Source organism: Gloeomargarita sp. (assembly GCF_053491055.1).
On the sequence record NZ_JBRCEP010000093.1, the window covers coordinates 1 to 22,583 of the forward strand.

A 22,583-nucleotide genomic window follows, 5' to 3' on the forward strand; every position below is an offset into this window, starting at 1 on the left:
CGTTTGTTGCAGGTGAGCGATGACCATTTGGTGCATCTCATCTACCGCGTACCTCCAAAACATCGCTATATCACTTTTGAAATTCCCAAACGCGCAGGGGGAACGCGCACCATTGCCGCACCCGTGACCGCCTTAAAACTATAGTCATTTTTATTGAAAATGCAACATTTTATGGGAGGAGGGTGTAAGATGGGGAGGAAGGTGAGAATCAAGGAGGAGAATCAGAATGTGTTACAGTCTGGATTTACGGAAGAAGGTGATAAGTTTCATTGAGAACGGGAATAGTATCACCAAAGCAGCGCGCATCTTCGGCATCAACCGAGCAACCGTGTACCGGTGGCTCGATAAACCCAATCTGGAGCGTACCAGAGTAGTGAGAAGGCAGAGGAAAATCGATATTGCCAGACTGGAGCAAGATGTGGCGAAGTACCCCGATAAGACTTTGAAGCAAAGAGCACAAGAGTTTGGGGTAGTACCCAGCTCAATATATTATCAATTGAAGCGGCTAAATATCAGGAGAAAAAAAACAGTTTCGGTATCGAGAAAGAAATCATTCCGATAGAATGTTATACTTTCGCACATTGAGAGAATTATAGTCATTTCCAACAAGTTTGCGACATTCGCCTTTACCTGTAAGCACCATCCTGGAAGGGGATACAGTGATTACCAGTGCCTCAAAGTGTTGCATTTTCTTGTGAAACGACTATAACTCTGTTTTGAAAGCGAATAACACAACTTGAATCCCCCCCCTCCTGCGTGATAACATCTTCTAAAAAAAGCGAGTAATGTTTATTAAAGTAAGGACTCCGTCCCGTTTACGCGAACAGACTTTCTCAGCAAAACCCTGACGAGAGGTACCCTTCGTGATAAGCTAGGGGTGCTGTTACAAACCGCTTTTCATCGTTAGAGTACTACCATGCGAGATGCCATTACCAGTGTGATTGCCCGTTATGACCTGGCCGGACGTTATTTTGACCGGAATGGAATTGAACGTTTGCAAAGTTATTTTGCGACGGGCATGGCCCGGATTCAAGTGGCGCGGATGATCAATGGCGAGGCGGCCAATTTGGTACGCAAGGCGGCTTCCCAACTGTTTACGGAACTGCCGGAGTTAATCCGTCCGGGGGGCAATGCCTACACCACCCGCCGCTATGCCACCTGTTTGCGGGATATGGATTATTTCCTGCGCTATGCCAGCTATGCCCTGGTGGCAGGCAGTACCGATGTGTTGGACGAACGGGTGTTGGCAGGCCTGCGGGAAACCTATCATTCCCTGGGCGTACCCCTGGGTCCCTCGGTGCGGGGGATTCAAATTCTCAAGGAGCAGGTGCAGGCGATGGCAGCTCAAGCAGGAATCACCGGCGACTTTATCGCCGAGCCCTTTGACCATCTGGCCCAGGGCCTGAGCGAACAAGACCTCTAAGCGCTGTGAAGGAGCGACTGGATATCCTTTTGGTACGCCGGGGTTTGTGCCCCACGCGGCAACAGGCGCAACGGCTGATCCAAGCGGGTTGGGTGCAGGTGAATCAGCAGGTGGTGGACAAGGCGGGAGCCTGGGTGCCGACCGACAGTTGCATTACGATGCAAGCACGTTCCCCCTACGTGTCCCGCGGTGGCGAGAAACTGGCCCATGCCCTGGATAGGTTTGGGATTGCCGTCAGCAACCGGGTGGCTTTGGATGGGGGCATCTCCACCGGCGGGTTTACCGATTGTTTGCTCCAACGGGGCGCCCGTTTGGTGTATGGGGTGGATGTGGGCTATGGACAGGTGGCTTGGCGTCTGCGCCAGGACCCACGCCTGCGTTTGTGGGAACGCACCAACCTCCGTTACCTGCAACCCCAACAGATTTACCAGCCGCATGACCCCTGGCCGGATTTGGCGGTGGTGGATGTGGCCTTTATCTCGGTCACGAAAATTCTCCCGGCCCTATGGCATTTACTCGTGCCACCGCGAGAAGCAGTCATTTTGGTCAAGCCCCAATTTGAGGTAGGGCGGGCGCAGGTTGGTAAAGGCGGGGTGGTCAAGGAGGTGCAAGCCCAGGCGCAGGCAATCGCTCAGGTGGCCCAGGCTGCCTGCCGGCAGGGTTGGCAGGTGCAGGGGTTGACCCACTCCCCCCTCCTCGGCCCGGCAGGGAATCGGGAATATCTCCTCTGGCTGGGAACCACCGGCACCCCCATTCCAGAGAAGGCCTGGGACGCCCTGATTGCCCAAGCAACGACCGCCCCTGTTGGTTAGCGATTCCCAATGCCATCCCTCCCCAAAAACCATTGCCCGCTGAAAACCAGGAATTTCATAGCTCCTGGAGGCCACATTTTCTACCCCGAACATGGCCCGCTTTGGTTATGGCTTATGTCTAAGCAACGCCCGGTCAGTCATCAGAGGTGGGATGTCCCGGCGACCGATACCCAAAAAATTCCACCCGATAACCGGTGACTTTGGTGCCCGTTTCCCGCTCCACTTGGGCAATAATTTCCGGGGGTAATTCGACCCACACATCCAAAATTTGCTGCGTATCCAAACAGTTGACGTGGCTGTGCATTTCGCTCACACTGCCGTACAACCGCCCGTTGGCCCGTTCAATACATTCAATCACCCCCTGCGACGCCAAAGCATCCAGGTTTTGATACACAGAAGTATGACCAATGGCTTGCCCCTGCGCGTGCAAACGATGATAAATTTCCCGCGCCGATAAATGCTCCCCCGTGCGCCAAAGCAGTTCTAAAATGGCACGCCGTTGCCGACTGAGGCGCATTCCCAGGGCTTGACACCGCTGAATCGCCCCCTCTAATGAACGTACCCCGGCAGACCCGTTCGCCATCACCCGCACAGTTTGTTAAAGCTAGGTTAATATACACTACAATTATAACCGAAATTAAACTCATTCCCACTTCGTTTTTGCAGGCGAAAACCCGCGCGCAAGCCCCAAGCAGCGCCCTCCCTACCGAGTTTTGGTGTATTTGGATACCTATTGTCAAGATGGTCGAGCCAGGCAGCTTCTGTCCTCCTTGCCGGAAGCCCTCTGGCTGCCCCTTTTTGGGTAGTGCTAGCTTTGTCATGCTCAAGAAATGGTAACCAGGTCGGTGGCTTTGCCTTTCTAGGGAAAAAAAGCAGTGGATGAAACATGGCGCAAATCCCCATAACATAGGGCTTTACGGCCATTAACCACCTAGAACTTAAAAAGCCTATCCTGGGGAATGGCAGCCACTCCGGCGGGAAGGCATAGCCCTAATTGTAGTAAAATTGTAATAATAAAAAGATGGCACTACCCATTTTTGGTAAAATCAACGATAATTAAACAAAGCGTTACAAATTCGCTCAGGGGGCGTCTATGTTGGTGCCGGTGGCCGAAGCGGCGGTGCCTAGGGATTTGGTGGGGGCGATCCAAGCGCTCAAGCGGGAATTGCGGGCGGTGATCTTGGCGCATTATTACCAAGAGTCGGAAGTGCAGGATGTTGCCGACTATGTGGGGGATTCCCTGGGGTTGTCGCGGCAGGCGGCCCAGACGGATGCGGATGTGATTTTGTTTGCGGGCGTGCATTTCATGGCGGAAACGGCCAAGATTCTCAATCCCGACAAGCAGGTATTGCTCCCGGATTTGGCTGCTGGTTGTTCGTTGGCCGATTCCTGTCCCCCGGAGGAATTTGCCCAATTCAAAGCCCGTTATCCTGACCATTTGGTGATTTCCTACATTAATTGTTCCGCCGCGATTAAGGCGATGAGCGATATTATTTGCACCAGTTCCAATGCCGTTGCCATCGTGCAGCAAATTCCCCCGGAACAGCCGATTTTATTTGCGCCTGACCAAAATCTGGGGCGTTATGTCATGCGACAAACCGGCAGGGAAATGGTGTTATGGCCGGGCAGTTGTCTGGTGCATGAAACGTTTTCCTATCAACAGTTGGTGAAGTTAAAAGTCCGTTACCCCAAGGCGCAAATCATCGCCCACCCGGAATGCGAAGCACCGGTGTTGGATTTGGCGGATTACATTGGTTCCACCAGCGGTTTACTCCGGTATGTCCAGCGCAGCGAAGCGGAGCAATTTATTGTGGTGACGGAACCGGGCATTATTCACCAGATGCAAAAAGTAGCGCCCCACAAACAGTTCATCCCTGCCCCGGCCAACGATGGCTGTGCCTGTAATCACTGTCCCTATATGCGGTTGAATACGTTGGAAAAGGTGTATTTGGCGCTGCGGGATCGGCAACCGGAAATTACTTTGCCGGAGGAGGTGCGTCTGGCGGCGCTGGCGCCCTTGGAACGGATGTTGGCGATGAGCCAGGGCATTCAATAAGTTTTAAGTTTTTAATAGTTTTTAATTTTGGCTCCAACCTTCAAACCACACCTGCACTTGCCCATCGGGTGCCAGTACCAACTGAACGGTGGCAGTTTGGGGAATTGTTCCCATAAACGTCTCGCCCACCAGGGGCATGGGAGTTTGATCCAAAAACACGCCTGCTGCGGGGGAAAGGGGGGTAATTTGGCTTAACGCGCCTTGGCGGGTGACCACCAACCGATAGCGCAGGGGGTGCTGCAAGCTGGGGGGTGGCTGCCAACGCTGGCGGAAATAACGTTCCAGCCCCTGCAACTCCGGGGGCGCAACCGACGGCGTGGGCAGCTTGCTGCTTGGCGGTGTAGGCAGCTTGGGCTGGGATGGAACCGGTGGCAGTGGCAGATTGCTCACCGGTTCCAGGGCAACGGTTGTGCCCGGAGGTGGCGTCGGTGGTGGACTCGGTGCGGGCAACGTCTGAGGTGACTGGGGGCGGGGAACCAGGCGGGTCACGACTAGCCGTTCCACCGGTCGGGGCAACCAGGCCAAACCCAACGCCAGCACCAACCCGACCCCCAAGGCCAGCCAACCCAGACCCTGCTGCCACCAGGGAAACCGGGGGGTTTGCGCCGCTTCCAGCACCCACACCAGGTCATACAACTCCTGGAGCGTCAGATTCATTGCTGGTGCCAAGCCCCCCAATTCCAGGGCGTAGCGGTGGGGTACGGGCAGGGATGCCCCCACAGGCAACAATTCCCCTCGCTGTTGTGCGGGGGCAACGGGCGGGGGAGGCGCCGCTACATACGCCAAAACCAACACCGTCAAGGCCGTCAACTGGTCCCGTTTGCCGCGAATTTCCCAGCCATTTGCCAACTTGAGACAAAAATGACCCCACCGCAGACGCAGTTGGCAAGTGGGTCGTCGTAGTTCTCGCCACATCACTCTTTCCTGCCCAACCCCTTCTACTGTAGCTTGACACCGCTTTCACGAGGAAGAACACAGATGTTTGGGGAGTACCTGAGGCACCCCCATCCTATCGGCCAATTCCTGGCTCAACTGCAAAACTTCCTGGGGAGCGTTATGGGCATAAAGCCGAATTTCTTGACCCGACTTCCTGAAACCATCTCTCGGTTGAATTACTAATTTTAGAGTATAGATTTTGCGCGTACTTTCTTCTGCTATTTCTTCCGTGACCTTCAGACAGTCAATCTCGGTGAACCGAATGACCTTTTTATACCAAGGCAGACCAATACGGGTATGAATGACGCAGTAAGGGTTAATCTCAACCCATTCACGGTAAATCACTGTGGTGGCAACAAGTGATCCAATTGCCAAAAATCCCAAAAGAGGCCCTATTATCAGCCAAAAAGTGAGATCAGCTTCACGCGCAATCATCGCCGAAGAATTTGGCCGGTTATCTTTGAGAAAGTCCTGGATATGGTTCACCAAAAACTGTGCTACATCCCCCTCAAACTCAACCTTTTCTTGCCCTGTTACCTTTTGAAAAATAACGTAATGTACCGTGTAAGTTATCTCATCCCCTTCACTATCTTTTTCTCTCCTAGTTTCCAAGTCGTACTGTGCCCCTTTAATGCCTGAATAAATCTCTTTGGTAGTGGGGAACAAGGGGAAATACGGTTTGTGAACCAGTTCACAATCTACCGTTTGTGGTTCTAGCTTCGTACAAGCAATTTCAAAGGTACCTAAGGAGCGAACTGCAGATAAAATAGCCAATAGAGGAGCGCTACAAAAAAATAAGAAAAATACGACTGAAAATAGGTTAAGTGGAACCAGGTAGAGAAAGGTCGAAAATAATGCGATCATTTCTGCGGACAATTTTCATGGCCTCTTAATCACAATAATTTATCGTTTCTGATTTGACAAGCTATGGGCTATAGGATAACATAACAAAGTTAAGATAAGTTTATTCTCTGGTAAAAATTACTGCTATAGTGCGAGAGCATGCGATGCGGACGACGATTGAAGAACTTATTTTCATCGGTTTAACTCTGCTGCTCATCTGGCTGGTATTGCGTTGGGTGGTGAAGGTAACCGTCACCACTGGCAAAACCCTATTGACCATTGGTGCAATTTTACTGCTTTTGCAATTCGGTTTTGGCATTGGTCCGCGCGCCATCCTGTACCGATTCTGGGAACTTTGGCAAAAGGTTGGGTCGCCCTCAGCATCGTAACCCCTGGCGAAATGGTGGCACTTTCGCCCTGGGAATTATCAAAGTTTTCCGTCAGGAACTGTCAAGTATCGTCATTTCCACCAAGGTTACGACATTTGCCTTTAGCTGCAAACCCTGCCCGAAAAGGGGATACCGTGACCCAGTGCCTCAACGTGTGGCATGTTCTTGTGAAACAACTGTAATTTTGTGGCATCGCCATTGAAGCCGGCTGTCAGGGGTGTCGTGCTTGGTAACTGCAAAAATTGTGCATCTAATCCTGGTGCCCCAACTGCCCCTGGAAGTGGTCGTACTTAAGAATAAGATAGAATAAGATTCCAGGGGTTTGCTATGCCTCTAGCCCGATGATCCAGAACAGGCCGATGGCAGCGGATGTTTATTGATAATTAATCTCAAATTAGCTCATTAGGTATTTTATCGGCCTGCAATTGATGAACTTTTGTTTGAGAGTTCAACATTTCTGAGAAGCGATACTTTCAGAGCAGAGGCCGGGGTTGCCAGCCGGGTTGCCAGAGTTCTCGGTCGGCCAATTGCCGGGCATTCAGCCAAAAACGCACTTTGGGGTCACAGACCGCCACCATTTCCACAAACGTAAAGCCTGCGTGGCGTTTGATGTTTTTCACCTGAAAGTGCCGCCACCCCCAGGTTGTCTGCCGCGCTGTCCACGAGGAACCCAACCGTAGGTTCAACCGCTGGGACATGGACAACCCCACCGACGCAACAGCCGCTCTGTATCCAGGTACTGGGCCATCATCTGTTGCACGTATTGGATTTTCACCGGCTCCCGCAACCGCACTTGCTCAAAGGTCCGTTCAATAATTTCCACCGCCGTCAGCGTATCCATGTCCACCATGAGAATAGGCACTTCCATCTCCTCGGCCCGGCTGAGGACTATGGGACTGGGGGGATTTGGGCCGGTCAAGACCAGGCACTGGGTCGAGGCTTCTAGGGCGGCCAGTTGAATGTCCGTGCGACCGCTGCCGGTGACCACCACCATATTCACCCCTTGGCGGAAGTAATCCAGGGCGGCATTCACGCTCATGGCCCCAATCGAAAGATGTTCGACCAGCAAATCCATGCGTTCCGGACAACAGACTACCCGCGCCTGCAAATGGTGCGCCAATTCGCCCACCGGCACGCTCCGCAACAGCCGACTGCGGGGAAAGACCCCCAACACGGCAATCCCCCGTTGCTCCAACAGTGGCACCACCACTTCCTGCACCGGTTGATCCGCAGGCACCGCATTGAGCAATACCCCAATCAGCCGTTCGCCCAAATGCGCCTGCGCCATCACCAGTTCATCCACCAGCAGCAGGGATTGGTAGCGCACCACCAGGATAATCTTGGCCGCCAAGGTGGCCGCAATTTGCGCCAAACCCAAGCCAAACACATGTCCCTCGGCTAAATTGGCAGGCGCTTCCAACAGCATCACCTCTGGGGTGGTTAAGGCTTGATACTGCGCCAATTGCTCCGTCAAGGGCGCAACCTGGAGCAACAAATCCGGCTGCTTGAGCCAGTCTTCCCAAAAGACTAAGGTAGGCGCCAGACAGTCCGGCGGTAACTTTAACACCTGGGCGGCCAATTGCCCATCTGCATCCAGGGGCACTGGGTCGCTGGTCACCCGCTCGGTGCCAACCGGCTTGCCGTAACCGATGCGGAGCTGACGGGCTTGGAGTTGTTGGGCAATCCCAAGGGTGGCGGTGGATTTACCACTGTATGCCTGCGTGGAACCGATCAACAAAAAACGGCTGGTCACTCCTTTCCCTGGGGGATAGCGGACGCATTTCCCTCCTCCCTCCGCACCTCATTATACCAAGCGGTGGGTGAAGCCGGGCGCAGCCAGCCCCGTCCCCGGAGAAACCCCGTGTTGGCACCGGGGCAAAAGTACTGCACGGGACGTTCTCCCAACCAGGTTTGCAGCCAGACCATGCTGCGCTGCTGCCGCGGCCAGTGGAAGGTGGTGCGGGTGCGGATCAGGCTCAGTTCGCCCTGGGGGTTGGGCAGCAGATGCCGTCCGGTAAACAGCACGCCCCCCAGGCGGTCGAGGTAGATGCAACTGCTGCCGGGACTATAACCCGGTGTCCAAATCATGGTGACGTCTGGCACGACGGTTAGGGTTTGGGCAAAGGGACGCACCCAGACGCCGGGATAAAGGTAGGCTTCCTGTTGTTGGGTCACCACCGGGCAGCCAAAGGTCGCCTGCCATTGGGGAATGCGGTCGGCGCCGTCTCGGTGGGTGAGCAAAAGGTACTGGATGCCGCCTTGGGCCTGACACCAGGGTTGAAAGGCGCTGTCGGGACAGTCAATGAGTAGATTGCCGCTTAGCCCCAGGGCTTCTCCTACAATGAAATAGCTGGTGCCGCCCAGGGTGTGTCGCTGGGGGGGAAAGGCAAAAATTCCGTCCAAGATAGGTTTCGGGGCCGGGTGGGACGATGACATGGGTTGCCTTGGGGGTGTTGGCAGTCACAACCTTTCTTCTAGTGTGGCATCGTGTCCGCTACTTGAGTCGCACGCCCTGGTGGTTGCTATGGTTGGTGCTGATGCTGCCGGGGTTGGTGGTGGGGCTGTGGGTCTGGTTGCACGGGGAACAGACGTTGATGCCGGCGCTGTGGGTGGTGGCGCCGTTTCTCTTGAGTGGGTTGTTTATTCTGTTGTTGTTGGGACAGGGTGGAGGGGTGCCCCAGCCGCCGCCCCCCTGGTTGCGAGCGCCTTCTCCCCTGACGCCGCGGGAGTTGTCCCAATTGCGCCAGTGTTTTCCCTGGGAGGTGTATCCCCTGCAGCGGATTGACCAGCAAGGGGAGGTGGTGTTCTGTTATGGTCGGTTGCGGGTGCAGGCTGCCGAAGCCTACCAGGTGGTGGCTGCGCAGATTCAGGCCCGCTGGGGACAGCGGTTTTGGCTGTTTTTGGAACCGACGGCGGGTGCCTCCCACCGGTTTGCTCTCGTGCCGCGGCGGGTGCGTTCCTGGCCACGCTATGGCTGGCTGGGGGCGTTGGGGTGTCTGGCGTTGGGCTTGGGGACGACGATGACAGTGACCGCGCCCTACTTGGGGATTACGGCGCCTTTGGGCTGGGGGTACGGGCTGGGCGTGCTGGCGGTTTTGGCGGCGCGGGAGGTGGGGCAGTGGTGGGGGCTGCGGGCCTATGGCATTCGCCGGGGTTGGCCGTGGGTGTTGCCGTTGCCGGTGTGGCCGGGGGTGTTGGGTACCTATGGGGAAATGCCGGTGCCGTTGCCCCACCGGCGGGCGTTGGTGGATGGGGCGGTAGCGGGCGTCGGTTTGGGGCTGGGAGTGGCGCTGGCGCTGTTGGCCTGGGGATTGCGCCATTCGGAATTGGCCCTGGGGGGCTTCCGTCCCCAGACGTCGCTATTGGTATGGGTCATGAGCCGCTGGGTGTGGGGGGAGGCGTTGTCTCCGACGATGGGGTTGCAGTTGCATCCGCTGGCCTGGGCAGGGGTGGTCGGCCTTGGGCTGCTGGCGGTGCAATTGACGCCGGTAGGCAGTCTGGATGGGGGACGGCTGCTGCATGGGTTGCTGGGACGGCAGGCGGCGCAACGCTGGGGCTGGGTCACCAAGGGGCTGATTTTGCTGCTGGGTTGGCAAATACAGCCGTGGTTGCGGCTGTGGGGGGTGCTGGTGTGGTTGCTCCCGGCCCTGCCGCCCCCGGTTTTGGAGGAGGTGACGGAACTGGACGCCTGGCGGGATGGCTTGGGGGTGCTGGCCTTGGCGCTGTTTTTGGCGATTATCCTGCCGGTACCTGGGTTTTGGCCCAGGGTTGGGTAGTGGTTTGCAGGGCCTCCAGTACCTGCGCTGGGGTCACGGCAAAGGGCAACCGGTGAATGTCATTCCCAGGCCGACAAATCTGCGCAGCGAGGGCTGGGGCATCCTCGTCCCCTAACCCCACATCCGCCAGGGTACAGGGCAAATGGATTTGGTGATACAGATGTAGTAATTGTGCCCGCGCGACGCCTGCCAGCGGATACCCCTGCATTTCCTCCAGCCGCAACTGCACCAAAATCCCCAAAGCCACTTTCTCGCCGTGGAGCCACCGCTGGGTCTGCGGCCAATGGGTCAGGCCGTTGTGGACCCCGTGGGCGGCCACAGCCCGACACCGAGCACCCCCGACGCCCCCGACCAGGCCCGCCAGGAGTACCGTTGCATCCACGACCTGCTGCCAGGTTTCTCCCCCCGGCGTCGCCAAGGCAAGTACTGCTTTTTGCAGTAATATGTCCCGCAGGACTCTGGCCTGTTGGAGGGCCATGACTACCAACGGGTCGGTGGACTGGCGACTGCTGACCGCCGCTTCGTACCATTTGGCCAGGGCATCGCCAATCCCGGCAGCCAGGGTACGCGAAGGTGCCGTCTGCACCAGGTCGTAATCCAACAGCAGCAGTTCGGGACAGGTGCGCAGGGGAACATCGTACTGAAATGCGCCCGCCGGGGAGTAGATATTGCTCAAGGCCGTCCAGGCAGCACAGGTCGCTCCCGTGGTGGGAATGGTTACCACCGGCAGTTGGGCATCGTGAGCCGCCAATTTTCCGGCATCGAGGGCTTTACCCCCGCCACAGGCAATGACCCCCGCAATTCGCTGGCGGGCAATCACCGTCGCCAATTCCTGGCGCAGCGCTTCTGTACATTCCCGGAGGGTTACCACTTGCACCGGCGCGATGCCCAACGCCTGCAACCGGGGCAACACCAAACTGCTGCTGGTCTGCCCACCCACCAACAGCCAGCGCCTTGCCAGGGCCAACAACCGCTCCCGCGCTTGGGCAAGGACACCCCGTCCCCGCAGGACTATTCGCGGCGCAATCACCGACTCTGACCCGATAGGTAATGTATTTCCCTTAGGGTTGTCGCATGGGGATTCCATCATGGCGATCCGAACCATTTTCCATCATGATGTTTCCCTGGCTCCTGCCTTGCCCCCCTACACAATGGGCATAATTTGTCTGAAATGAATAGAGGTAGCCTTATGCCATGGGATAACCTAGTCAATTTTAATCTGAATTGCCGACCTGCTGAGGAACCTGGTTAAGAACCTGCCTGTGCCTGCTGCACCCGTGCCAGAGCTTGGGTATCTAATTCGATGACCATGGCCGGGTCTTGTCGTTGCCGCAACGAGCGTCGCACCTGTCCCAGATACACCGGCTCCGTGACCCCCGGTTCTGGGTGGAGGAGGGTACGTGCTCGGATGGTCAACACCGCCTCCCCCTTGGCCAAGCGCCCGTAGGAAAAGAGATTGTTGGCCGCCTGCTGGAGCGTCGCTGCCAATTGCTCCGGGGTGATGTCCGCGGCCACGGCAATCACCGCCTGCGTGCCCCCCCCGTCATACACCGTCGTATAGGGTCTGGCATTGGGAATCACCGTGCGGGTTACCGGCGTCAACCCCAGGGCAAACAACCCCCCCGTCACCAGCGCCAAAAACCCGGTGATCCCCACCAGCCGGAAGCGGATGCCCCAACCGAAACCAAACCCCACCAGCGTCAACAGCGCAACCAATAGGGTGATGCCCCCCGACACCTGCGCTGCCAGGGCAAATTCCGTTGTCGTCGGGATTGCCAACCCCCACCCAACCACTGTGTCATCCATCAACCGACTCTTTTTTTAACTTACTGCGCCCGCCACCCGTCCATCAATGGCACGATGCAACCCACACCTCCGGCTGGAGGAAGAAAATGTCATCACAAAAACATCAAAAAATTTAGACCCTGATGCTGCGCCCAAATGTTCTAAGCACAAAGGTCAGCCCTCCTAAATCAGTTCAGAACAACAGCCGCAAGCGCACTAACCCAATCCTTGATCCTGCAGAATTTTTGTTCTTTTCTTTTTATTAATTATTTTTTAATTAAGTAGGACTGCTATGTGAACCTTGCGCGGAGACACAAAGAACAATGTTTGTCGAGTGCGTGTGTAGAAACCGGTGGAATAGGGGTAGTGGTTAGCACATCCATTCAGTAGCGGATTGCCAACTGTACCTGAGCTTGCACCGTTTGTTCTCCCCCGACAATCGGTGTACCGGCACGCAATTCGGCCAATTCAAAACTGCGGGGAGCAGGGATACTGCTGCCTAAAATGGTAATGCCCACCACTTCTTTAGGGGTGAGTTGGAGGGCTTGGAGAACGGTCTGGGCTTGGTTGCGGGCATCCTGTACTGCTGCTTGTAACGCTTGCATTCTGCCTTGTTCTAGGGTGGCGTCATTGGCCACAAAACTCAGGTGGTTAATTTGATTTACCCCTTGCGCCACCAACGCATCTAGCACCGCTCCTGTCTGCGAAATCGGTAATTGAAACCGTACCGTATTCCGTCCGATGAATCCAAGTAGTTGTTGCCGCTCCCCATAAATGGGGAAAAGCTGTACCCCCGTAGTCGTCAATTTTTCCGCAGATTTTTGGCGCAAAGTGCTGATGATTTTATCCATGCGTTGGGCGATTTCCGTCTGCACTTGGTTGGCATTGTTGCCGCGAAGTTCCACCCCCACTTCCACTGCCGCCAGTTGTGCCGGTATGGTGATCACCCCTTGTCCTGTCACCCGTAATATCCGTTCTTGGGTTTCCGCCGAAGCCGGAGACATTCCCGACCACAGGCTCACAAGCAGTACCCCCACCCACCAGCTTGTTTGCATACCTTTTCTCATCATGTTTGGATTACCGCCTTGGGTCAATTTCTGTTCTGACTTCAGGAAGAATCCACTGCTGGAAAAGTTCCCGACAGCATGACCGGGTTCATCTAACGAAATGAAATTATTGTGAATGATGCTGGAATGAAGGTTAAGGCTATCTTGGTAATGCGTAAGAAATGGTAATAAGGTGCTCTGTCAGGTCGGTGGTTTTGCCTTTTTAGGAAGAAGCATCAGGGGTGGATGAACCATTGCGCACATACCCGTAAGATAGGGCTTTGCGGGAATTATGGCATCCATTCTTTTACTTGTTTTACTTGAATCGCACTACCCCACCTGGCAGGACAACCCCTTCAATGGCTGCCGAACCTTCTCTAGTGTTAGCCCCCTATCCGTTGGCTTAAAATCGGCTTGAATTTTGGCACAGAATGGTGCAACAGGATTAGTAGATTTCATGGCGGGAATGTGCGTTTTAGTGGTGTTTTTGACGTATTTTGGGGGAGCGCCGTAGATAGGATTTGAACCTATGACCGACTGCTTAGAAGGCAGCTGCTCTATCCCCTGAGCTACTACGGCAACCGGCTTGACAGAGATGATTGTGCCATGTTTGAGGCAATTTTGACCGGGCGGAACCAGGCTACCAGGGTAAGGCTCCCTGCCGCGACTGCCCTGCGGTTGAGAATCAGGAGCACGTCATCACCCCAAACCTTGCGAATCCGCTGACCCCTTTGGGGCAAGGGAGAACGAGGAGCCGCTTCAGGCCGGTGGGTTTAGCGGTTTCCACCCTCTTACGCAACCGCAACCAGCGACTGGGGAACGCTTAGCCGTTGCCCTGCCAGGTTTGCGCGATCAACCACAGGTCGAAGGGCAGTAAAATCAGGACGCATAGGCCAATGGCAGCATACATCCAGGGTTGCGCCAAAGGGCAAATACCGGCAGTGGGCAAGCCGGTGTGTTGGGTAATGGTGTCGAGCAACCGCTTAAACCCACTGACGCGCATGGGAATTAAATAACCCTGCCCATCGGTGGTTACCAGGTAATGGACGCGCCCCCCCTGCCCTGTTGGCCGGGTAGCAATCCGCACCACCTCTGACCAGTGAACCTGCCAACCCCTGGCCAACCAGGAGGGCACCCAAGCGGGATAAAAAACCCGCAAACCGGTGGCATCCGCCGCTACCCGTTGACTGAGCAGGGCAGACAGCAGACCCCAGCCCAGCAGCAACCCCAAGGTCAACCCGCCTGTTGCCCAAGCATACCCCTGCTGCCACGCCAAAAAAGGCAATGGCCCCAACAGCACGGCATACAATCCGTACAGGGGATAGCGCACCAAGGGGGAAATGCGCCAGGTCAGGGGGTGATCCCCGCCGCCATGACTGAGATTGGCGTCCATTGCGACGTGTCACAGGATACTCTTTCCACCTTAGCTGGCAAGCGCATGGTTCAGCCACCCCACCAGCGCCCGCCGCAAGGTCTCCAACCCCAACCGCTCCCGTGCCGCCACGTACAGGGCATGGGGATACCGTTGTTGCGCCTGGCGTAGGGTTTCGCTGTCAACTTGGTCTAGCTTGTTCAACACCAACCAGCGCGGGGCGGGCACGGGGGACATCTGCGCCAAACAGTCTTCCACTACCCGCATCTGGGTCTGCCAGTCGGGATGGGATAAATCCACCACGTGCAACAGCAAATCCGCTTCCGTCAATTCCTCCAGGGTGGCGCGAAAGGCATCCCACAGGGGCGGCGGCAAATTTTCAATGAACCCCACCGTATCCGTGAGCACGATGGGCTGGGGCTGGTCGGCCAACACCAAGCGGCGGCTGGTGGGGTCTAGGGTGGCAAACAACTGGTCCGAAGCGTAAACGTCGGCGCGGGTGAGGGCATTGAACAGGGTGGACTTGCCTGCATTGGTGTACCCGACCAGCGCCACGGTCGGAACGTCGCGCCGTTGCCGTTGTTGCCGCAGGCGGGCCCGATGTTGCCGCAACTGTTCCACCTGTTTTTGCAAATGGCTGATCCGCCGCTGGATCGTCCGCCGTTCCGTTTCCAAACGGGTTTCGCCTGGCCCGCGGGTGCCAATGCCACCGCCTAGGCGAGAAAGCGCCTGCCCCTGCCCGGTCAAGCGGGTGAGCCGGTACTGCAATTGCGCCAATTCCACCTGTAACTTTCCGGCTTGAGAACGCGCCCGCTGGGCAAAAATATCCAAAATCAGTTCCGTCCGGTCCACCACCCGCATTTCCAAGGCCCGCTCCAGATTCCGTACCTGCGCGGGCGACAAATCCCCGTTAAACACCACCACCTCCACCCCGTGTAACCGCCCCGCCTGGCGCACCTCCTGGATTTTGCCCGCCCCCAACCCCTGGGGCAGAGGCCGCACCTGCACCACCCGGGCGGCCACCGTAGCGCCAGCGCTGGTGACCAATCGCTCCATTTCCTGCATTCCCGCCCAAAAGGCCGCCAGGGAGACCGTTGCCGGACGCGTCCCCACCAAAATCACCCGCTGCTCCTCTTCTCGGCGCGGCGGTGGGGCAGCCGCCTGCTCTAGTTCCTGCACTTGGCGCAACCAATCCAATTGCCCCAAGGCGTGCAACGACAAGGGCGGCGACAAGACCCACCCTTTGGCCCCTGGATAGGCCCAATACCCCTGCTGGTCGTGCACCGTCACCAGCGCATCCCAGCGTTGCTCCATCAGCGTGGTCAAATCTGCACTGCTGGGCGCATCCGGCTGCAAACGGGTACTCAGACACCGCCACCCGGATAACCGCCCGGCCCCATAACGGGGTAACTCATACAGGGGCACCCGCGTCGCTTCCGGCGTCCCCACCGCCACCCGCACCACCTGCCCCCGCCGATTCACATACAGGCACACCGGCGCGGCAATGTCCATACTCACCTGCCACAGCCGTTGCCCCAACTCCGGCGTGATCAGCACCCCCTGGGGCAAACGCACACGGTATAGCCGTTGCAACTGCCGCACCTGCGCCGGTTTGAGACCCCGCAGATCACCGTATAAACCGGTTCCCGCCAAAGACGCCTATCGAGGAATTGCCCTTATTCTTCATACCCTACAATAGCCAATAGTCAGGGTGAGCGCCAACGCCGCCGCCTGCGAACCTACCTGGATGTCTCCTTCCTTTAGCCCAGAATTTATTGCCTTTTGCCAAGCGCAATTAGAGTTGTTGGGGCAGGTGTTTCAAGTTTCCCGCTGCACCCTTTATGTCCGCCAACCGACGGAACAGTGGGCCTTTACCCCCTTGGTCACCTATCCGCACACCCAGACTGCTTTGCCCAGCAGCCCCTGGTTGACCCACACCAAACCGGAGCAGTTGGTCTTGCCGCTAGTCCAGGGCGAGGTCTTGCTGGGGTTGTTGGTGCTGTTGCGACCGGGCATGGTGTGGACGACCTGGGAACAGCAACAACTGCACCGGGCGGCGCAAACCCTGGTGTTGGCCTGGGAGCTAGAACAACAGCGGCAGGATTGGCAACAGCAAACCCAACGGCTCACGGAAGGCCAAACCCAGACCCAAGCCCTGCTGGCAACCGTCCTGCACCAACTCCGCAGCCCCTTGAGTGCCCTGAAAACCTTTGCCAAGCTCTTACGCAAGCGGCTGTTGGGCGCCAAGGAACAGGAAGTTGTCGCGGGCATTCTGGCGCAAACCGAGCGGTTGGAAGAACTGCTGTTGCGGCTAGAACCGACGGCGCCCCAACCTCAGTTACCGGGGGGGACGGTGCCCCTGCTGTTGCCCAGCGTGACTGCCACGCCCGTCGTCGTGGTGGAACTCCTGACCCCTCTGGTGACGGCAGCGCAAGTGACGGCCCAGGAGCGGGGGTTAACGCTCACCTACGACCCCCCCAACCCCAGTCCGGTTGCGCAAGCGGATGCGGCGGCCCTGCGCGAAGTAGTGAGCAATCTATTGGACAACAGCCTCAAATACACCCCCGCAGGTGGGCACATTGAGGTAGGCACCCGGCAAAGTGCCGATGGGGTAGTCATTTGGGTGCAAGACGACGGCCCCGGCATTCCCCCCGCCGAACAGGAGCGGGTCTTTGAGCGGCACTACCGCGGAACGCACACGGCGGCTACTACCCCCGGCAAGGGTTTGGGTTTGGCCGTCGTGCGGGAATTGGTGACCCAAATGGGCGGGCGGGTCACCCTCATCAGTCCCCCCGGCACCCGTATGGAAGTCTGGCTGCCTAGCGCCGGTCAAAGTTGAATTTGCGGGGACGCGGCGGTTTCCCCGGTTCAGCAGGACGCCGGGCCGGACGGGCGGACACGTCTTTTGGTTCCTTGGGGGCTGCGGCTGGTTCACCGGCAGCAACCGCTTGGGCCTGTTGGGCTTCCGCCGCCTTGCGTGCCTCCCGAGCCTGGGCAATCCTATCCAAAACTTCCTGGGGCACTTTTTCAAAAAGCAGCGCGGGTAAGGCGTACTGCTCATCCCCCCAGGCTTTACGGCAACTCAGGGTTGCCATGGGTTGGCCGTTGGACTTGATGTAGAGGGACTTCACGGTGAAGATGAATTTCGCTCCCTTTTCATTGCGAAACCACACCGGGTCACCTTCTTGGATGCCCAAATCTTCTAGGGAAAGCTCTTTCTTCGGCATGCCGTACTCCCAACCAAACCAGCACCAACGCCAGGTTGATGGTAACTGTACAACATCTTAACTGAAATTTTTAGGGGGTTGTGGGTCGTCCCTTTCCCTAGGGCAAACCACCACCACCGGAGGCATGTCCACAAAACGAATCCAGAATTGCTCAAATCACAAAACAAATCACAACATGAGTAAGGGTTCACAGCAACCAAAAACAGAGAATTATGAATGGATGGGTGAGGGTTCAGCCATGACAAACTCCGGCCAAGTTCTCCCGTAGGTCTCCAGTTCCGGGGCAGAACAGACTACGGTTAAGAAACTTCCCTTTTCACTACTGCGTAAGCGTGACAGAGCAACATAAGTCTCGGCGAGATCGCTGGCTGTCGTGGCTTTGTTGATATGTACAACGAGTGCCCGCGTCTCCCAGCCTTTGAAGCTATGCACGGTGGCTGCTTTCAGCCGCGAATCACCCATCCAAAACTGCATCTTGAGCCTTTTTTGCGATTGATAATCCTCAGCAAATACATGACAAACGTGAATGTTTTTCTTCGCAAGTTTGTCAACACAACGCATTCCCATTTCGTGGGTAGCAACCAGCAGGGTAATATCGGCCCAGGTGAGATCGGCTGAGTTGCTGACCAAATCGCACACTGCTTGGACGCAGGCATCTACCGCCGCATCCTGTTTTTGCACCTGCAGCCAGCGGAGCATGAGTGGTTGCTCAAACAAATCGCCTTGCACCTCCTTGGGGAGATCAAGGTCATTGCCGGACAAAAAGGTTTCGGCAAAACGCCGCAGGTAGGGAATCAGTCCCGGCGGCAACCGATAGCTCTCCTCAAGTTGAAACCAAGGGCCAGAAAAGCCTGCCCCGTGCATCTGCTCATCGGTCCAGCGACAGGCCCGCTGGTACAGGTCTTGGGTGGCATCGGCAACCAAAAGCATTTCGCCGCCCTCCCGACGCACCTGGCGCAACAAATTCCACCACGTCAGGTTAAAGTCCTGGCCCTCATCCACCAAAATGGCGTCGTAGGAGCTGATGTATGCCCGCGCTTCTTTGAGTGCCCGTTCCACCAAGGCCGGAATGCGTTCTTCAAACAGGTCATCCTGGGCGCCTGACTTTGCGAAAAGTCGCCCGTAATCCTCTTCCAAACCCGCTTCGTGACAGACGCGCCTGCACCATTCGTGAAAATGCAACCAGGTAATGTTCTGCATAAAATTCGGGACAGGCTGGCTAGGGTGGTCGTAACGCACGGCTAAATCCCGTAGATAGTGCCAAAGGGTGATATTGAACGTGACCACCAGGACTTCCTTGCCTTCGCCCGCCAGATGAGCCGCCCGCGCCGCCAAGGACACGGACTTACCAGCGCCAGCCGCCCCTTTCACCCGACGGTAGCCCGTCTGGGTGCGGGTAGTTGCGATTTCTTTTTGCTTGGGGGTCAACGACAAGGGCGTTCGCTGTTCGGCAGCATGGTCCGGTTCCCGGAGCCAACTGCGCAGGTCATCCGCCAGGGCAGGGGTCATAAACCTGGATCGCCTGAACCTAGCGCTGGGAAAAACTTGGGTCAGATTGCCGCTGGCCAGAGCGTCTCGACCCACAACGGGATGATATTGTTTAGCCTTGTCATCGAGCCAGCCCAAACGCGCCAAAAAGGGCTGAAACAATTCGGTTGCGCGCGCAGTGCTGGTTTCTGTCATGATCACGCCCGCTGTAACTACTGACATAGCGTGAGGATGATCCTTCACCAGCAAGCCAAGTTTGGGGCAGTAGAGGTCAAGAATTTCCTGCTGGTACTGCGCCACTTTCTCCACCGGATTGTCCCGGCGACGAAACTCTTGGCCCTCTTGATCCCGACTCCACAGGGAAGGAACGCCATTGGTTTCCCGCACAAAATACGGCATGGCCTCCAGGTGCCAATCCTTGACCTCAAACACCGCAATACCAATGTGGGGATGGAGGAGCACAAAATCTGGACGTAACCCATTCAGGTGCGGTTGCACGTAAATTTCCCATCCTTCCGGCAGGTACCGGTCAAAAAACTCCAGTACCCGCAATTCACCCGCCGTTAGGGGAGTACGCAAGCTATCTAATTCGGTGCGTGGGGGGCAAATAAGGTGTGCCATTGGGCAACACTCCTTGTACCGAATAGCGGTTACATCTCACCCTAAAGAGGAAGTGCTTACACCCCCACCGGCACCTGCGGCCAACGGCCCACCGCCCGGGCAATCACCGCCACTTCCTCCCGCATCAGCCGGTCAAACCGCTCCGGTGTCAAAGATTGCGGACCGTCGGAAAGGGCTTTGGCCGGGTTGGGATGCACTTCAATCATCAGGGCGTCCGCCCCCGCCGCCACCGCCGCCATCGCCATCGCCGGTACATACTCGGATTTCCCCGTCCCGTGGCTCGGGTCAATCATGACCGGCAGGTGGGTGAGTTTGCGCAAAACGGGAATCGCCGCCAAATCCAACGTGTTGCGGGTGTAACGGCTGTCAAACGTGCGAATCCCCCGCTCGCACAGGATTACCTTCGGGTTGCCCGCAGCCAAGATGTACTCCGCCGCCATCAGCCATTCCTCAATCGTGGCCGACATCCCCCGCTTGAGTAACACCGGCTTGTTTTGGGCGCCGATTTTTTTCAACAGCGAGAAATTCTGCATGTTGCGCGCCCCCACCTGCAACACATCGGCCACCTGCGCCACTTTCTCAATATCCGCCGCATCCATGACCTCCGTGATTACCCCCAGCCCGGAGGCCGCCCGCGCCGCCGCCAAAAGTTCCAAGGCACTTTCCCCATGCCCCTGAAACGCATAGGGCGAGGTGCGCGGTTTGTAGGCCCCCCCCCGCAGAAACTTAGCGCCGGCCGCCTTGACCCGCAGGGCCGTCTCCACAATCATTTCCTCGTTTTCCACCGAGCAAGGCCCGGCTACGACCACCAGCGGGTGTTGCTCCCCAAACACCACCGTCCCGCTGGGCGTCTCGATGGCAATCGCACTTGGTTCCCCGTGCCGAAATTCCCGACTCGCCCGCTTAAACGGCTGTTCAACCCGCACCACCTCTTCAATCCAGGGGCTGAGTTCCTGAATCCGCTCCGGTTGTAACTCGGCGGTTTCCCCTACCAGGCCAATAACTACTTTGTACTGACCGACAATCTTTTCCGGCTGCAATCCCCAGGTGCGGAGTTCATCGCTAATCCGTTCAATTTCCAACTCCGGCGCCCCGGGTTGCATCACAATAATCATGGCCGCAGGAAAATGGTAACGACTTTTGTATTGTAACCAACCGCGGGACTCAGGTTGAGGCTTTGTTGCGATTTGCTTGCAAACTGGAGCGCAACCGCCCCCAATTGGTGCGAAATTCCTGCCACCCCAGCCAGTGCCCCACCCGGTCCGCATCCCAACAGGTAGACAGGATGCCGTAGCTCAAACCCACCATCCCCAGGCCAAACAAGCCCAAGGTCACGATGACCACCACGGCGACGGGAATTTTGAATCCCTGTTGCAAAAGCCAATAACTGCTTGGAAACGCCAGCAGCCCCAAGCCTGTCGGCACGCCACAAAACCACCCCATCCGCCGCACCATGCGGGCGCTGACCACCGGCGGCATGCCCGGTTCTTGAATCTGTTGCCACCCCCGTTTCTTGGGTGGGGGGGACGTACGCCGGGATTTTTTCGCCATCGCCCGTCCTCCTAAACCCGCAACCCCCGAATTCCCAGGCGTTGGATCAGCGTCTCGTAGCGATCCGGATGATGCTTGCGTAGGTACAACAGCAACTGCCGCCGTTGGCTGATCAACCGCAACAGCCCCCGCTGGGACGAAAAATCTTTCTTGTGGGTACGCAGGTGTTCGCTGAGCTGGTTGATGCGGGCGCTTAACAGGGCAATTTGCACCTCCGGGGAACCCGTATCGGTGGCATGTATCTGATATTCGTTAATCAGCGCTTGTTTCTGTTCCTGAAGCAGGCTCATAGGCAGAATGGGCATTGCAAAGGGCAATAACTGACTATAGCACAGGCGGCGCTCAAGGGGGGGGAAGCAAGGCCTTGGGACTTTGCCATTGCGCCTCGACCCAGACCTCGATTTCCGCCACCTGCGCCGGGCCGGGTTGCCACAGATGGGCAGACGCCATCCCCAACCCCAACGACACACTGGCAATGGCCACCACCGGCGGCACCCACTGCCATACCGGGCGGGGTTGGCAACGGGTCGCCCGCATAATCCGCGCCTCCAGCCCAGGAGAAGGCGGGGGCGCACAGGGCGCATACTGCCGCAAAAAGGCCACCAACCGGTCATCCTCCCAATTCATAGGGTCACTCCTTGCGCGGCCAAATAACGACGCAACGCGGCGCGGGCATGAAATAACCGGGATTTCACCGTGCCCACCGGAATCCGCAAAATTTCGCTAATTTCTTTTTGGGGCAGGGATTCCAAATCGTGCAACACCAGCACCGTGCGGTGGTCAAAACTCAGGGTTTCTAGCCCTTGGCGCACCACTTCCTCATAGTGCAAATGTAATAAATCGGGTGCAGCTACCCGGTCAGAACTGGTCTGGGTCAGCGTCGCGAGTTGGGTACGTTTTTGGGCGCATTGTCGCCGGTAATCCGCCGCCACGTTCAGGGTAATCCGGTAAAGCCAGGTGTTAAACATATGCAACTGCCGCAACCGGGGCAAGCCCCGCCACACCCGCAAAAACACCTCCTGGGTCAGGTCGTCCAATGCCTCTGCCCCACACAGGCGATAGAGCGTGGCCCGCACCTGCGGCTGGAACCGGCGATATAACCAGCGAAATCCCTCCGGGTCCCCCTGCCGACACCGTTGTACCAGCGCCACATCGGGAGACACCGACGCTGCCGTCTGGGTGGAAATAGGGTTGATGGAGGCTGCCTGCACCACAAACACCCGCCGTGCTCTCTTTAGTTTATTAGTTTAGACGTGTC

25 protein-coding genes and 1 tRNA gene are annotated in these 22,583 nt (G+C 57.0%); 7 read left to right on the forward strand and 19 right to left on the reverse strand.

Annotation, left to right across the window (positions count from 1 at the left end; all coding sequences use genetic code 11):
• Window positions 1-226: 226 nt before the first annotated feature.
• The 3 genes from ACWISF_RS10410 (at window position 227) to ACWISF_RS10420 (ending at window position 2,235) form a co-directional block, all read left to right on the forward strand.
• Complete coding sequence (locus ACWISF_RS10410; RefSeq protein ID WP_448381519.1) at window positions 227-562, forward strand: IS630 transposase-related protein; 336 nt, start codon at window positions 227-229, stop codon at window positions 560-562.
• A gap of 354 nt (window positions 563-916) precedes the next feature.
• On the forward strand, window positions 917-1,423 hold the full coding sequence (gene apcB / locus ACWISF_RS10415) for an allophycocyanin subunit beta (RefSeq protein ID WP_448381520.1): 507 nt from the start codon (window positions 917-919) through the stop codon (window positions 1,421-1,423).
• A 5-nt stretch (window positions 1,424-1,428) separates the two neighbouring features.
• Window positions 1,429-2,235, forward strand: a complete 807-nt coding sequence (locus ACWISF_RS10420; RefSeq protein ID WP_448381521.1) for a TlyA family RNA methyltransferase — start codon at window positions 1,429-1,431, stop codon at window positions 2,233-2,235.
• A 133-nt stretch (window positions 2,236-2,368) separates the two neighbouring features.
• On the opposite strand, the gene ACWISF_RS10425 is transcribed toward ACWISF_RS10420, so the two are convergent.
• Window positions 2,369-2,818: a Fur family transcriptional regulator gene (locus ACWISF_RS10425; protein ID WP_448381522.1), complete on the reverse strand. Its 450-nt coding sequence runs from the start codon at window positions 2,816-2,818 to the stop codon at window positions 2,369-2,371.
• 510 nt (window positions 2,819-3,328) lie between these two features.
• Between ACWISF_RS10425 and nadA the strand changes: the two genes are divergently transcribed.
• Window positions 3,329-4,291: a quinolinate synthase NadA gene (gene nadA / locus ACWISF_RS10430; protein ID WP_448381523.1), complete on the forward strand. Its 963-nt coding sequence runs from the start codon at window positions 3,329-3,331 to the stop codon at window positions 4,289-4,291.
• A 21-nt stretch (window positions 4,292-4,312) separates the two neighbouring features.
• Here the strand turns inward: nadA and ACWISF_RS10435 are convergent, their stop codons facing one another.
• Together ACWISF_RS10435 and ACWISF_RS10440 are read right to left on the reverse strand one after the other, a co-directional pair.
• Window positions 4,313-5,206, reverse strand: a complete 894-nt coding sequence (locus ACWISF_RS10435; protein WP_448381524.1) for a hypothetical protein — start codon at window positions 5,204-5,206, stop codon at window positions 4,313-4,315.
• Between the two features lie 45 nt (window positions 5,207-5,251).
• A complete protein-coding gene (locus ACWISF_RS10440) occupies window positions 5,252-6,103 on the reverse strand; it encodes a hypothetical protein (RefSeq protein WP_448381525.1) in 852 nt (283 codons plus the stop codon).
• 131 nt (window positions 6,104-6,234) lie between these two features.
• On the opposite strand from ACWISF_RS10440, the gene ACWISF_RS10445 reads away from it, so the two are divergent.
• Entirely contained in the window at window positions 6,235-6,459 is a 225-nt protein-coding gene (locus ACWISF_RS10445; protein ID WP_448381526.1) for a hypothetical protein, read from the forward strand.
• A gap of 473 nt (window positions 6,460-6,932) precedes the next feature.
• On the opposite strand, the gene ACWISF_RS10450 is transcribed toward ACWISF_RS10445, so the two are convergent.
• Genes ACWISF_RS10450 through ACWISF_RS10460 form a run of 3 tightly spaced genes read right to left on the reverse strand, consistent with a single transcriptional unit; the run spans window position 6,933 to window position 8,862 of the window.
• The gene (locus tag ACWISF_RS10450) at window positions 6,933-7,157 is read right to left on the reverse strand and encodes a TIGR02450 family Trp-rich protein (protein WP_448381527.1); all 225 of its coding nucleotides are present in this window, start codon (window positions 7,155-7,157) and stop codon (window positions 6,933-6,935) included.
• Window positions 7,142-8,212 carry a phosphotransacetylase family protein gene (locus ACWISF_RS10455; RefSeq protein ID WP_448381528.1) on the reverse strand — a complete coding sequence of 357 codons (1,071 nt, stop codon included), beginning with the start codon at window positions 8,210-8,212 and terminating at the stop codon, window positions 7,142-7,144. The genes ACWISF_RS10450 and ACWISF_RS10455 overlap by 16 nt, the downstream gene beginning before the upstream one ends.
• Window positions 8,209-8,862 carry an MBL fold metallo-hydrolase gene (locus ACWISF_RS10460; protein WP_448381529.1) on the reverse strand — a complete coding sequence of 218 codons (654 nt, stop codon included), beginning with the start codon at window positions 8,860-8,862 and terminating at the stop codon, window positions 8,209-8,211. The genes ACWISF_RS10455 and ACWISF_RS10460 overlap by 4 nt, the downstream gene beginning before the upstream one ends.
• A 26-nt stretch (window positions 8,863-8,888) precedes the next feature.
• Here ACWISF_RS10460 and ACWISF_RS10465 point away from each other — a divergent pair, with 26 nt between their 5' ends.
• Complete coding sequence (locus tag ACWISF_RS10465) at window positions 8,889-10,235, forward strand: hypothetical protein (RefSeq protein WP_448381530.1); 1,347 nt, start codon at window positions 8,889-8,891, stop codon at window positions 10,233-10,235.
• On the opposite strand, the gene ACWISF_RS10470 is transcribed toward ACWISF_RS10465, so the two are convergent.
• From ACWISF_RS10470 to hflX, 6 genes are all read right to left on the reverse strand, one after another.
• Window positions 10,195-11,325 (reverse strand): iron-containing alcohol dehydrogenase, encoded by a 1,131-nt coding sequence (locus ACWISF_RS10470; RefSeq protein WP_448381531.1) that lies wholly within the window; start codon window positions 11,323-11,325, stop codon window positions 10,195-10,197. The genes ACWISF_RS10465 and ACWISF_RS10470 overlap by 41 nt on opposite strands.
• A 158-nt stretch (window positions 11,326-11,483) precedes the next feature.
• Window positions 11,484-12,041 (reverse strand): DUF2518 family protein, encoded by a 558-nt coding sequence (locus ACWISF_RS10475; RefSeq protein WP_448381532.1) that lies wholly within the window; start codon window positions 12,039-12,041, stop codon window positions 11,484-11,486.
• Between the two features lie 362 nt (window positions 12,042-12,403).
• Window positions 12,404-13,075 (reverse strand): SIMPL domain-containing protein, encoded by a 672-nt coding sequence (locus ACWISF_RS10480; RefSeq protein WP_448381533.1) that lies wholly within the window; start codon window positions 13,073-13,075, stop codon window positions 12,404-12,406.
• A gap of 497 nt (window positions 13,076-13,572) precedes the next feature.
• Window positions 13,573-13,645 (reverse strand) — tRNA-Arg (locus ACWISF_RS10485).
• Between the two features lie 244 nt (window positions 13,646-13,889).
• Window positions 13,890-14,459 (reverse strand): hypothetical protein, encoded by a 570-nt coding sequence (locus ACWISF_RS10490; RefSeq protein WP_448381534.1) that lies wholly within the window; start codon window positions 14,457-14,459, stop codon window positions 13,890-13,892.
• A gap of 30 nt (window positions 14,460-14,489) precedes the next feature.
• Window positions 14,490-16,091, reverse strand: coding sequence for a GTPase HflX (gene hflX, locus ACWISF_RS10495; RefSeq protein ID WP_448381535.1), 1,602 nt, complete (start codon window positions 16,089-16,091; stop codon window positions 14,490-14,492).
• A 94-nt stretch (window positions 16,092-16,185) separates the two neighbouring features.
• On the opposite strand from hflX, the gene ACWISF_RS10500 reads away from it, so the two are divergent.
• Window positions 16,186-17,277 carry a sensor histidine kinase gene (locus ACWISF_RS10500; RefSeq protein ID WP_448381536.1) on the forward strand — a complete coding sequence of 364 codons (1,092 nt, stop codon included), beginning with the start codon at window positions 16,186-16,188 and terminating at the stop codon, window positions 17,275-17,277.
• Here ACWISF_RS10500 and ACWISF_RS10505 read toward each other — a convergent pair.
• The 7 genes from ACWISF_RS10505 to ACWISF_RS10535 all read right to left on the reverse strand — a co-directional run bounded on the left by ACWISF_RS10505 (window position 17,258) and on the right by ACWISF_RS10535 (window position 22,539).
• The gene (locus ACWISF_RS10505) at window positions 17,258-17,665 is read right to left on the reverse strand and encodes a hypothetical protein (RefSeq protein WP_448381537.1); all 408 of its coding nucleotides are present in this window, start codon (window positions 17,663-17,665) and stop codon (window positions 17,258-17,260) included. The genes ACWISF_RS10500 and ACWISF_RS10505 overlap by 20 nt on opposite strands.
• 210 nt (window positions 17,666-17,875) lie before the next feature.
• Window positions 17,876-19,774, reverse strand: coding sequence for a UvrD-helicase domain-containing protein (locus tag ACWISF_RS10510; protein ID WP_448381538.1), 1,899 nt, complete (start codon window positions 19,772-19,774; stop codon window positions 17,876-17,878).
• 56 nt (window positions 19,775-19,830) lie between these two features.
• Window positions 19,831-20,889 (reverse strand): 3-deoxy-7-phosphoheptulonate synthase, encoded by a 1,059-nt coding sequence (gene aroF / locus ACWISF_RS10515; RefSeq protein WP_448381539.1) that lies wholly within the window; start codon window positions 20,887-20,889, stop codon window positions 19,831-19,833.
• 49 nt (window positions 20,890-20,938) lie between these two features.
• On the reverse strand, window positions 20,939-21,325 hold the full coding sequence (locus ACWISF_RS10520) for a photosystem II biosynthesis protein (RefSeq protein WP_448381540.1): 387 nt from the start codon (window positions 21,323-21,325) through the stop codon (window positions 20,939-20,941).
• A gap of 11 nt (window positions 21,326-21,336) precedes the next feature.
• Window positions 21,337-21,615: a 30S ribosomal protein S15 gene (gene rpsO, locus ACWISF_RS10525; RefSeq protein ID WP_448381548.1), complete on the reverse strand. Its 279-nt coding sequence runs from the start codon at window positions 21,613-21,615 to the stop codon at window positions 21,337-21,339.
• A gap of 52 nt (window positions 21,616-21,667) precedes the next feature.
• On the reverse strand, window positions 21,668-21,952 hold the full coding sequence (locus ACWISF_RS10530) for a hypothetical protein (RefSeq protein ID WP_448381541.1): 285 nt from the start codon (window positions 21,950-21,952) through the stop codon (window positions 21,668-21,670).
• Window positions 21,949-22,539: a sigma-70 family RNA polymerase sigma factor gene (locus ACWISF_RS10535; protein WP_448381549.1), complete on the reverse strand. Its 591-nt coding sequence runs from the start codon at window positions 22,537-22,539 to the stop codon at window positions 21,949-21,951. The genes ACWISF_RS10530 and ACWISF_RS10535 overlap by 4 nt, the downstream gene beginning before the upstream one ends.
• Window positions 22,540-22,583: the final 44 nt, after the last annotated feature.